14 protein-coding genes are annotated in these 11,796 nt (G+C 34.2%); 5 read left to right on the forward strand and 9 right to left on the reverse strand.

What is annotated here, in order from left to right; genetic code table 11:
• The first annotated feature begins 74 nt into the window (after positions 1–74).
• Together QW060_RS08760 and QW060_RS08765 are read left to right on the forward strand one after the other, a co-directional pair.
• Positions 75–848, forward strand: a complete 774-nt coding sequence (locus tag QW060_RS08760; RefSeq protein WP_290363249.1) for an XRE family transcriptional regulator — start codon at positions 75–77, stop codon at positions 846–848.
• Between the two features lie 144 nt (positions 849–992).
• A complete protein-coding gene (locus QW060_RS08765; RefSeq protein ID WP_290363250.1) occupies positions 993–2,174 on the forward strand; it encodes a hypothetical protein in 1,182 nt (393 codons plus the stop codon).
• A gap of 62 nt (positions 2,175–2,236) precedes the next feature.
• Here QW060_RS08765 and QW060_RS08770 read toward each other — a convergent pair whose 3' ends face one another.
• Complete coding sequence (locus tag QW060_RS08770) at positions 2,237–3,166, reverse strand: ClpXP adapter SpxH family protein (RefSeq protein WP_290364734.1); 930 nt, start codon at positions 3,164–3,166, stop codon at positions 2,237–2,239.
• A gap of 299 nt (positions 3,167–3,465) precedes the next feature.
• Here QW060_RS08770 and QW060_RS08775 point away from each other — a divergent pair, with 299 nt between their 5' ends.
• On the forward strand, positions 3,466–3,828 hold the full coding sequence (locus QW060_RS08775; protein ID WP_290363251.1) for a winged helix-turn-helix transcriptional regulator: 363 nt from the start codon (positions 3,466–3,468) through the stop codon (positions 3,826–3,828).
• A 36-nt stretch (positions 3,829–3,864) separates the two neighbouring features.
• Here QW060_RS08775 and QW060_RS08780 read toward each other — a convergent pair whose 3' ends face one another.
• The 6 genes from QW060_RS08780 to QW060_RS08805 all read right to left on the reverse strand — a co-directional run bounded on the left by QW060_RS08780 (position 3,865) and on the right by QW060_RS08805 (position 9,048).
• Entirely contained in the window at positions 3,865–3,993 is a 129-nt protein-coding gene (locus tag QW060_RS08780) for a hypothetical protein (protein ID WP_290363252.1), read from the reverse strand.
• A gap of 63 nt (positions 3,994–4,056) precedes the next feature.
• Positions 4,057–6,681, reverse strand: coding sequence for a TonB-dependent receptor (locus QW060_RS08785; protein ID WP_290363253.1), 2,625 nt, complete (start codon positions 6,679–6,681; stop codon positions 4,057–4,059).
• A 218-nt stretch (positions 6,682–6,899) separates the two neighbouring features.
• Entirely contained in the window at positions 6,900–7,643 is a 744-nt protein-coding gene (locus QW060_RS08790; protein WP_290363254.1) for a GLPGLI family protein, read from the reverse strand.
• 5 nt (positions 7,644–7,648) lie between these two features.
• Complete coding sequence (locus QW060_RS08795) at positions 7,649–7,963, reverse strand: hypothetical protein (protein WP_290363255.1); 315 nt, start codon at positions 7,961–7,963, stop codon at positions 7,649–7,651.
• Positions 7,964–8,054: 91 nt separating this feature from the next.
• Positions 8,055–8,798 carry a GLPGLI family protein gene (locus tag QW060_RS08800; RefSeq protein WP_290363256.1) on the reverse strand — a complete coding sequence of 248 codons (744 nt, stop codon included), beginning with the start codon at positions 8,796–8,798 and terminating at the stop codon, positions 8,055–8,057.
• Between the two features lie 7 nt (positions 8,799–8,805).
• A complete protein-coding gene (locus QW060_RS08805) occupies positions 8,806–9,048 on the reverse strand; it encodes a hypothetical protein (protein WP_290363257.1) in 243 nt (80 codons plus the stop codon).
• A 305-nt stretch (positions 9,049–9,353) separates the two neighbouring features.
• Here QW060_RS08805 and QW060_RS08810 point away from each other — a divergent pair, with 305 nt between their 5' ends.
• Both QW060_RS08810 and QW060_RS08815 read left to right on the forward strand, forming a co-directional pair.
• Complete coding sequence (locus QW060_RS08810; RefSeq protein WP_290363258.1) at positions 9,354–9,557, forward strand: hypothetical protein; 204 nt, start codon at positions 9,354–9,356, stop codon at positions 9,555–9,557.
• Positions 9,502–9,834, forward strand: coding sequence for a hypothetical protein (locus QW060_RS08815; protein WP_290363259.1), 333 nt, complete (start codon positions 9,502–9,504; stop codon positions 9,832–9,834). Before QW060_RS08810 ends, QW060_RS08815 begins: the two co-directional genes overlap by 56 nt.
• An 11-nt stretch (positions 9,835–9,845) precedes the next feature.
• Here QW060_RS08815 and QW060_RS08820 read toward each other — a convergent pair whose 3' ends face one another.
• Entirely contained in the window at positions 9,846–10,331 is a 486-nt protein-coding gene (locus QW060_RS08820) for a DNA alkylation repair protein (RefSeq protein WP_290364735.1), read from the reverse strand.
• Between the two features lie 319 nt (positions 10,332–10,650).
• Complete coding sequence (locus tag QW060_RS08825) at positions 10,651–11,793, reverse strand: MFS transporter (RefSeq protein WP_290363260.1); 1,143 nt, start codon at positions 11,791–11,793, stop codon at positions 10,651–10,653.
• Positions 11,794–11,796: the final 3 nt, after the last annotated feature.

Below are 11,796 nucleotides of genomic sequence, written 5' to 3' on the forward strand. Positions count from 1 at the left end.
TCCACTTTATTTATAAACAAAATTAGTAGGATTTATATCAAAAATAAATAAATTTGTTGCTATAAATTATAGCAATGTCCATTTTATCAGAAAACATAAGGTATCTGAGAAATCAGATCAGCAGTTCTCAGCAAAAAGTAGCTGATGCTCTTTTCATTACCAGAGGACGATATGCCAAATATGAAGACGGAGCCTCTGAACCACCTATAGAATTACTGTTAAGAATATCGCGTTATTTCCATATCAGCATCGATCTTATGGTATCAGTTGATCTGCGTCGTATATCGATTAAGGAGATTATGGAATTACCCGATAACCGCATTTTATTACCTGTTAAGGTTGACGAAGCAGGAGAAAATAGAATAGAAATCATTCCCCACAGAGCATCAATGGGATATCTTACGGGTTATAGCGATCCTGAATATATAGAAAGGCTGCAGAATATTACCCTTCCTTTTCTGGGCTTGGGAAAATACCGTGCCTTTCCGGCAGAAGGTGATTCTATGCCACCACATAAAGACGGTGCCTATATCATCGGACGGTATATAGATAGTTTCGGACAACTCAAAACAGGAAAGAGTTATGTTTTTATTACAAGAGAAGAGGGAATTACTTACAAAAGGCTTAAAGAAATAAGTAATGACAGGTTTTTGCTTAGTGCCGACAATGATTTTTATGATCCTTATGCTCTGCCCATAAGCGATGTCTTCGAAATATGGGAATACACCTGCAGTATTGCTACGGATGAATTTAAAAAAGAAGATTTTGCACCGGATCATCAAACTATTATACAAATGCTTAAGGAGTTAAAAAGTGAAATAAAAGAACTAAGAAGCAAAAACAAGTAAATTTTCTTATTCTCTCATCCGCTTTTGGTGTATTTTATTACTCCTACAACTTTTATATTTTATTAAATTTGTGTTGAAAGGCTTAATTTACATCTGTTAATATTTAGCTTTTCAGGATTTTATTTGAATACATAAAGACACGGAATGAAGAATAAAATAGGAACCCTATTGCTATCTATCGGTATATTCTCTGTTGCCAAGGCACAGAATACTACTGAAGTTTACCCATTTTCAAAAGACATCACAACTGCAATTGAACGTGATACAGTAGAATGGAAATATCAAACCGGAGCTGTCCGCTATTCTTTTATCGGTGATTATAAAAATACCCTCATTGCCTGGGATAAAGCCATTCCAAAAGCAGGCTCAAAACCTACTACTTCTGATTCTCTTATGCTAAAGTCTTCCGATATTCTGGACGCTAAAGAGTATATTCTTAAACAATCTGAAAAAGAACAACTCATTATCATCAATGAGGCGCACCACAATCCGCGACACAGAACATTTACCACAAGTTTACTGGAAGGCTTATATCAAAACGGCTATCGGTTTTTAGGCCTTGAAGCATTGTCCGATACCCTTATCAATCAAAGAAAATATGCGGTACACGATAGCGGCTTTTATACCGCTGAACCCGAATTTGGGAATCTTATTTATGAAGCACTGAAATTAGGCTTTACTGTTTTTGGATATGAGGCTTCTGCCGGTAAAAATGGTAAAGAACGCGAGATTGAGCAAGCGGAAAACATCAAAAAGTTTATGAAACTACATCCGGATGGAAAATATCTTATTCATTGCGGATTTGATCATGTGTATGAAAATGAGGTGCGTAACTGGGAAAAAGCAATGGCAGGAAGACTTAAAGAATTTACGGGAATTGATCCTTTCACCATTGACCAGGTAAAACTATCAGAGCGTAGTAAACCAGAGCTCAACCATTATTTTTTATATGCGACTCAAGAAAAACACCCCTTTATATTAAAAACTCAGGATTACACGATTTTTAACGGATTTACTGAACCAAAACAAACTGATGTTTTGGTGATACATCCTGTGACACACTATCAAAACAACAGACCGCAATGGCTTTCTTACAATAAAAAACCATATCGGATTTCAAAAAAACGATTAAAAAAATATGCATATCCTGTTCAGATTCTCGCATATCGCATTGAGGAATATAAAAATGACGGTATTCCGGCAGATATCATTGAACTACAAGATGTGCAAAACACAGTACCCTTATTTCTAAAAAAGGGCAGCTATACATTTGTTATTAAAAACCAGAATTACGAAGTAATCGATTCATTTACTTCAGAAATATGATAAGGTGTATTGCTATTGTAAATGACTTGAACATAAAAAAATCGGGGTAAATACCCCGATTTTTATTTCTTATTTTGTTTTATCATCCAGATGGCTCCGTTTTTAGTTGTGAGTTTACTTAATTTTTTCTGAGTAACCAGTTCATCCAAAACATTCTCACTTTCATTTCTGTAGATACCTGAAAGTTCAGAGAATTCCTTAGCGGTAAGCGAATGATACTTACTAAAAAGCATCTGCCACTCTTTTTTATACTCTTTTTTAACTGCTGTCGGATACAGCTTTAAAACTGCTGTTTCATAAAAAGCATAGGGCTTGGTTCCGTAGATGATTTCTTTATTACCTGAGTGATCCATAAAATACATAGTAGGAAATCCTCTTACTCCAAAGTCTTTTGCCAGTTTCAGATCTTCTTGAAACAAGACTTTTGCCTTGCCATCAAAATCAGTTTTTAACTGCCTTATATCTAATCCTACTTTTATAGCCGCTGCTTCTATATGTTCCCATTTCGCGATATTTTTCTTTTGTAAAAAGACCATTTCGCGTAACTCTCTTAAGAATAAAACGGCCTTTTCAGGATCCTGTAATTGTGCTGCTTTAAAAGCTATGGAAGGCGGATATGAAGATTCTAAAGGATCTTCAAGCCAAATATCACCATCAATGGGCATATCATAATATATACTTACTTCATCCCAGTGATGTGCTACATCTGAAGGTTTGCTGATACCTCCGCTGTTGTACTTCCAATCAGGAAGCAAACCGCCCATACGATATTCAATGTCTATAATGTTGCCATATTCCAGTTTCAGTTTTCTTAACTGAGGTTCTATCCCCCAGCATGATGAACAGATCGGATCAGTAAAATAAACAACTTTTAGAGGTTTTTCCATTTTTTCTACCTCAATTTCCTTGTTTGCTGAATTCTCTGGTACTCCGCAAATTCCTTCAACCGGATCACATATTAGTGGATTGTTTTGTAACGTTTCGTTTTTCATTTTATCACTTTTTAATTGTCCCTGACAACTGTTGAAAATTGACAGCATCAGGAAAAGATGAAACAAATTGTGTTTATACATTTGCATTATGTAATGGCTTTTCATTATTCTGGAGAAAATAAATTCAAGTCTGTTATTGTTTTTCAGAATTGAAAATTTCTTTTTTATGAGGGTAAAATTATCACTTTCAAGATTTAAAAATGTTATGCGTTTCCTTTTAGAAACTAATTACCAATAGGAAACTATCCATACATTTTACTAACTTTATCCTTTCATTTATTAGTAAATTAGAAAAAGTGATGAGCAAAGAAAAACATATAAACAATACCCCACATTGTACAGCGAGAATATCAGCCATTAAAGATGCGATGGAAATTCTGTCGGGAAAATGGAAATTTCATATACTGGGTACTTTAATTGAAGGCGGAAAAATGCGTTTTATGGATTTATTGAGGGAAGTGGATGGAATTGCAGCCAAGATGCTGTCTAAAGAATTACAGGATATGGAAATGAATCATCTGATAACCCGTACTGTTTTGAATACTAAACCGGTAACTGTAGAATATGAAATTACAGAATACGGTAAAACCCTATCACCTATTATTGACGAAATAGCCAAATGGGGAGCTGCTTACAGAAATTCCTTATATAATACCAAATAAGCGTCTGTGTTATTTTAATTCTTCCTTAGTAATCAATTATATTCTTCCTGTAGTCAACTCTATTTCCATATTAAATATATATTTTCTGGAACAACGATCAAATATATATCCTTTAACATTACACATCACTCCTATATCTATGAAATAGTATGTTCGAGTTATCACTGGTCATGTTTGGCTGGTATTGGGGGTACAAAAGTAGCATTTATGACACCTAAAATCGTCTTTTTAGAATCTGATCTTAAAACTACCTATCAAATATCTGGGCATAAGTCTGTAAGTTGTTGTACTGTATCCTATATCTGTTGCATAAAACGATGTGAAATTCTGTTTATTTAAAAGATTGTTACCTCGGATACCCACTGTATATCTATCGCCAATAATCCGGTAGGTTACTTCAAAATCTATAAAACTATGATGTTTTTGGTTATCTGGTAGATTACCAAAATAGTAATACTCCGTCACAAATTTACTTTTGAACCTATCTCCAATGTCATAGTAAAGATCTACAAAAGTGAAGCCGTTTGTAAACCTATTTTCAAAATTGGAAGATTTTACTTTTGACACAGACCATTCGGAACCTAAAAGAAAATTGAAATCAGAACGAAAATTAGACTTCCAACTCAGTTTATAACTTATATCGTAAAAATCATTTTTCCTTAATCCTGAATCATTCACTTCATTAAAAGTAGTGCTATTTACATAGCCTACATCTACTTTGATTGTACTCAAAAGAGGTTTTAGTGAGTATGTAGAACTAAGATTTACACTGTATGTTTCTCCTCCTTTAATAAATATGGTTTGTGATAATGAACTATTCTGCTCTATCAATCTTTGAGAAGATAATACTTTGTTTTGTGTACGGTAATTCAGGTTTATAGAAAAGTTATACCTGTTCAGATAATGCCTTATGGAATATCTTAAAGTTCCCATTTGAAAATCGGTCAAGTGAAACTCTCCCAACCCCTTTTGAAAACTTCTTGAGGATGTAAGCAGATAAGTATCATTTACATCTTCCATAGAAGTACTTTGAAAATTGACAAGATAAGATGCAGTGACTATTTGTGTAGGGCTAAGTTCGAAGCTTGCATTTAAAGTAGGGTTGATGTAAAAGGGCTGGCTCTTCTTTGTTGATTTTAAAGTCGTAAAACTATTAAATAGTTGATGGATATCTATGCTACTATTTAATTTAAAACTTTTCCTGATCCATGTATAGGCGGACTTCGCATATATATCACCTAAAGTAAATGAGCTTCGGGTCTGAAAATTTTCAGGATAAAAGCGACTATTATCGTTAAATAATTGGAATGATATGTTTAAGTCTTCTTGATGATTGAGGTAACCGATCTGGAATTCAATAACCGAATTATTTACCTGTTTAAGTTTAAAATCGGCTTCTACCCCTATAAATGTTTTTCCGTTCCGGATCGTGTTGTCCATTCCCTTTGCGTCAAAAGAAAACAGATCGTCCATAAGAAAATCATTAATATTATAGAGCTGAGGTATTTTATTTGAAAAATATCGGGCTTTTAGTAATAAGGCATTTTTTTCTTTCCATTTATGGGTAAATGTTACTTTCTGATCAGTAAAGGTGTTTTTAGTCTGTAGTTTTTCTAAGGTACTCACTCCATTGAAAATCATATCATTATCTACATTATTATTTCCCTGATTCCATACAGAGCTGATCTGTAACATTTGAAAGGCAGATATATCATATGTAGCAAGTAAATTCAGGTATCCCTTTTTGAGATGATTTTTATAAGAATTTATTTCTGCATTTGTAAAGTACGTTTCATCAACATCTACCACCTCTGTTAGAGAATTAAATGAATAGTTTTCATCTGCCCCAATGAATCCGGTAAGTTTTAGCTTTAACTTTTCAACGACTGGGATAATACTACTCAGTGCGACATGCTCAGCATTATTAATACGTGTTCGGTGGTCTTTTAAGCGGCTGGCTGTACCACTGTTTATATTCATAGTATTGTAGAGTTGGGCATTCTGCCCAACAGATTCTATCTCACTATTATTATAGAACATATCGTCCAACGAACCAACCCGGTCATCACCAACATTATTCAAATTGTAGGACAAAAAATTCTTAAAATTTTTGCTGAAATTCATCAGATTTCCATTAACATCATATCTGTTCTCAGATACTATACCGTATCCGAGACTGATATCGCCAAACCACACATCTTTATAGTCCTCCTGTATCGTTAGGTTAATTGCTACCTTGTCCGAATTCTCGATACCTTTCAATAATTTATTGTTAGAATAGCGTTTCAATACCTGTACCTTATTTAACGGTTTGTTTGGCATATTCTTGGTCAATATGCTATACCCTCTATTAAACAAGTCATCACCATCCACCATTACTTTCTCAATTTTTTTATCTTCATATTTGATCGTCCCATCTTTTTCCACACTTATACCCGGAATGTTTTTGAGAAGATCCTCTACAACCTGCTCACGTCCGGTAGAGAATGCCCGGGCATCATATTCTAAAGTATCACCACGTACCTGAACCGGATTATCGATCTTAATAATAATGTCTTCTAACAATGTGCTATTTTCCTGAAGTACAATTTTTGATTGCAGATTCTTTTGAGTTTTTGTAATCGTAATCGTATTATCAATTTTCTCAAATCCTAACTTGTTTATTTCTATTTGGATTTTACCATGATAGTTGAGGATTATGGTATAATTACCCTCCTCATTTGTAAACGCATAATTGGTGATGCGATTATCACTATTTCTAATGACGACGGATGCATTACTGATAGGTAAATTTTCAGTACTGACAACATTTCCTTCCAGTCGGGTTTGGGACCAACTATAATTTAGTGTCATTGTCAAAAAAAATATCAGTACTAATCTACACATTGATTTGATGTTATATATTTTAGTATGCTTAAAACCTTATTTTAGAGATGTTACAGGTAGCTGTTTAACAAGCAATTATATATTTTGGGTAGCACTTAGGAGGCTATTATAAAGAAAGGTTGCAAATATTATTAATATTTCGCAACCTTCCGGTTAAACATACTTCTAATTGTTAACAAAGAGCTTTATTCCCATTCAAATTTTGATTCAATTCCGGAACGAAGATTCATTTCTCTTTTTACGGTAACATTTCTGTCATCGCCACCGACTCCCTGCATAATATTGTTATAAAAATCATCCTTTAATTCTACAAAATCTTTAATCCGGAGGTGTTTGAACCTTTTGCTATCAGGCATTTTAATATTTTGAGTAGAATTTAGATTGATAGAAATCGCATTAAAATTAAATATCTTCGATTTATCATACACTTCCAGAATAAGTCCGGGAAGACCGCAAAACTTCCAAGGTCCGAACGGAAATGGAATATCCGGGGTAAACCAGGCGATCCATTTTCTTCCCCGAAAGGTAGTTATTGCCTTATACGCTTTAAAATTTTCGATCATTTTGGACTCCTCAGATATTTGCCAGTCAAAGATTGCAAAATCGTCCTGAATGGTATATTTCTTTAAGACAAAATCATCATATATGATTCGTTTACAGCTATTGTCCGTCACTATAAACATATCCATCTCCCGTTTAGCCCTTCCTACAGTAGTTTCAAGTTGATCATCTTTGTCGTTATCTATATTTTTTGTAGAACTGAAGATCTCCTGATAGAATGCTTTGTGCTCAACTTTATTTATTACCAGTCGACTATCCCTCTTGATCGGTATGGAACTATCATAATAATTTGAATAGACAATATCTACATGTTGAGGATACAAATTCAACGAGATGATATTTACTATAACTAATAACAGATACCTCATCTTCCTTATTTATATTCTGACTTAAAGCTTAGTACAGAGATTGCCCTGTTTTCTTCATATGATTTGGTCTTTTCCGAGATTTTACTAAAACATTCCTCTAATGATTTAGTTTCCCAGTAATAATCTTTGCTTTGATAGTTCGCTCCATCTTCATCTGTATACTGAACAAGCAACCAGCAATTACCTTTATTTTTACCCTTTCCACGATTGTCATTCTGAGATTCTTCAATCACTTTCAAAGAATCTTTGATTTCTTTTGTATTGGCACTTACATTAGCAATGGCTGCAAACAAGGCTGCAATAATTACAACGTTTTTCATAATATTATTAATTTTTTTGGTTATAGATACTTTTGAAATTCAAGCAATATGCTTGGACATTTTTAGTTATACGAGTTAATGAAATAAGATTTTACTCCCATTCAAACTTAGTTTCAATACCTGCTCTCAGGTTTCTTTTCTCAACCATGACAGCCTCCCGCTCATCCTGATCTACACTATTAAGAAAATTTGTATGAAATTCATCTTTCAAAGTAACAAATTCCTTAATTGAAACTTTTGTGAACAGTTTATCATCAGGAATCATTATCTGGTCTTTAGAATTAAGGTTGATTTCCTTAGCGACATAAGTCCACTGTTTCTCTGCATCATGTGCTTCCAAGATAAGCCCCGGAAGTCCGCAGAATTTCCACGGTCCATAAGGAAAAGGGATGTCGGGTGTAAACCAAACAATCCATTTTCTACCTCTGAATTCTGAACTTGCTTTATAGGTACGGAAGCCAGCAATAAGTTTGCTTTCTTCTGAAATATCCCAATCAGTAAAAGGATGATTATCTTCTACTTTATAGTTTTTTAGTGCAAAATCATCATATAAAAATCTTTTACAATCAGAATCTGTGACGAAATATTTATCTAAAGATCTTTTGACTGATGCAATAGCGGCATTGCTTTCTTCATTACCATTTTTACCTATTCGTTTGGTAGAATTAAAATCTTCGTGATACACAACAGATAACGTGAGCGGATTAATAATTATCCTGCTTTCTCTGGTCATGGGAACACTTAAATCATAAATATTGGTATACTTGACACTTATATTTTGTGATGAGAGATTAGTCAGAAAAAAAAGAAAAAATACATGAAAAATTGATTTCATGCAGTTTTTATGAGTAAGATTGTACCAACACTTTCTCAGTAATGACACCTGCATCCTTTAATTTATTGGCTTCTTCTATGCCTTTGTTCAGACAATCTGTATAACTTTTAGGGTTTGCGATATCAACAGTTGCGCTTCCAACCGCCACATTATTTTCATCTACAATGATTATGTGGATGATACAGCTTTTAATAGGTTTACGTCTATTGTTATCCTGTTTTTCCTTGCTATTTACATTTGCTCGCGCCATAGCTGAGCATGCCAGAAATGCAGTCGCACAAAAAAGAAAGTTTTTCATAAATAAATGTTTGGTTATGTTAATTTATGCTAATATAACTTAATTTTAAATAAAAAAATATGTTCAAATATTTAAGAAACAAAACATTAGAAAAAATTAGCCCTTATACCTTATAATTATTCACAAAAACAAGATTTGTTAAATTTTTGTTAATTTCATTTAAGTAGGATATTTTGATCCTGAACTATTCGAATTGAAACTTCTTGACGGTAAACTTTCCCGTTTTTTAGACAGCTTAAAAGTATTAACTTTAAAAAATGTTCTGTCATGAAAAATCGAAATTTAATGTAGCTCAGATCGTAAAGATTTTACAAGAGTATGATTTAGTAAATCTACTCAGATTATTTGTCGTGAATATGGAATCGCTGCACCTACTTTTTACTCCTGGAAAAAAAATATTCAGGAATGAGTTCGTCTCAACTCAAAGAACTAAAATCGTTACAAGAGGAAAATACGCTTAAAACGTATGTATGCAGATTTCAGTTTATATCACCATATTCTCAAAGATGTTATAGAAAAAAGCTAAAACCCTGTGAGAGAAAAAATCTTGTTTTGGAGATCCTCTCTCAAGAGCGTATAAGTATCACCGTGGCTTGTAGCATTATTTGTTTTACCCGAAGTATGGTATATTATACTTCTTGTAGAAATGAACAAATCATCATTGAAAAATTACAGGAACTCACAGATAAGTATCTCACGCGAGGTTTTGATAATTATTATGGAAAGATTCGCTCTTAAAGTGGGCTATATCAATGCTTTTTCAGCACATAATCATAAGTGAAAGCTGTATTCTTATCATTTAGGTCCCAGGTTGCCGTTTCTATGCTAACCAGATCTGCATGTTTTTTACGGATATCTCTTAATGAATTCCCTACTGACTTGCGGAGGTACTCACTTTCGTTTGCTTTATGCTGACTAATGAGTTGTATCGCCTCTTGAGGATGCGTTTTAAAATACGGGCGCCCCGTCCAGATGCGCAAACCTTCAGTGACGGCACGGCAAACGTTTGCATGCTCATCATTAAGCCATGTTCTTATCTCGTGTAAGGAATTTTCATAGCCATGATCTTTACAATATTGATCAAATGCCTTTGCTATTATTTCCTGCACCTGCCAACTTTGATCGGAGCGGGCAATTTGTTTCAATAAAGGTAAAACGGAACTATCCTTAACAGCAATAAATCCTAATATGAACACAGCGCAACACCGTAACTGATACCATTCACTTTGAAGCATATCGACAGCAAATGCTTTTGCTTCGGACAACGTATGATCCTTAACTATTTTATGAGCTTCGAGCTCAAAGGGCTTAAAGCCGTGTTCTACAGCTGTTAATTTTGTTATGAGCGCATCCATCTATTTTTTATAAGCAATTTACGAATATAAAGTGTAGGAAGAATAGGAAAACCAACAATAATTGTCTTTCCTTACAGCTGAAAATTATTATTCCACTAAACATCAAAAAGTGTGGTTGTGTAACACTTAATTACACAATGTTGTCCCTCAATATTTGTCAACACTCTATTTGATAAAACTATTTCTCAGCAACTGTAACTTATTTACTCTTGCTATCATAAACACTGCGAAGCAGCATCATCAGAAGAGCCAACAGTCCAAATGCAAAACAAATCCATATATTATTTGCTAATCCTTTGCTGACAATCATCCATCCGCCTAAAGTTGTTCCCAGTGTAACTCCCAAATTTCCAAAAGACGTAGCCAGACTATTCGCAAACTCTAAAGAATCCGGAGCCGATGAAATCATATAGGTAGAGGCGTTCAGAAAACTTGGCGAATACATAAAACCCCAAATTCCGATTACCATAATGGTTGAAAACAGATCATCATGGGATACGTATAACAAAATGGGAACGACTAAAGTGCCAGAAAGGAAAAAGGCCATTGTTTTGGTCACATCATGCTTAAGCATTTTTCCCGCAATCCATGTCGATAAAACGCCAATGATCCCGAACACAAACAGCATATAACTTATCATCGTTTCGTTCATACCTTTTGCTTTATTCAAATAATCTGCAAAATAACTATAAGTGGAAAACCATGCAGTAATCATAAAAAAGTTCGCTGCCGTACTTAACATAAACGATGGTTGCGTCAGAATTTTGAGCTGCGATCCGTAAGATTTTTTCTCCTTTACAGGTATGGAAGGCAGCATAAAGTAAATCATTAGAAAGGCGATAAAACAAACAAGTGTCTGAATCATAAATGAATACTCCCACGACCACAAACTTGAGATCCATGTTGCAAAAGGAACTGTGGTGACCATTGCAAGCGCTACCCCACTGAATACAATACTCATTAATTCATTTTTATTATCGGTAGCATCAGACACAGCAACAGACAAAGCTGTAGCAATATATACCGGCTGCAAAAAAGCAGGAAGAACCCGGACGACCATTAATAGCCAAAAAGGAGGTGAAAATGATGAAACCAAACCTGTAATAAGGAATATAGCTATAGAGGTCAGCATAATTTTCTTCCGGTCGTAACCAGAGACCAATAATGTCATAAATGGTCCGGTAAGAGCAATGATTAAGGCAAAAGCACTTAACAAGTAACCGGCCTTATCGATACTTATTTTATAATGTTCTGCAATTTGAGGTAAAATACCAATAATCCCGAATTCAGTAGTGATAACTGCAATAAATCCCAAACAACCGATATACGCATATTTCTTCATATT

The organism is Paenimyroides ceti, assembly GCF_030409925.1.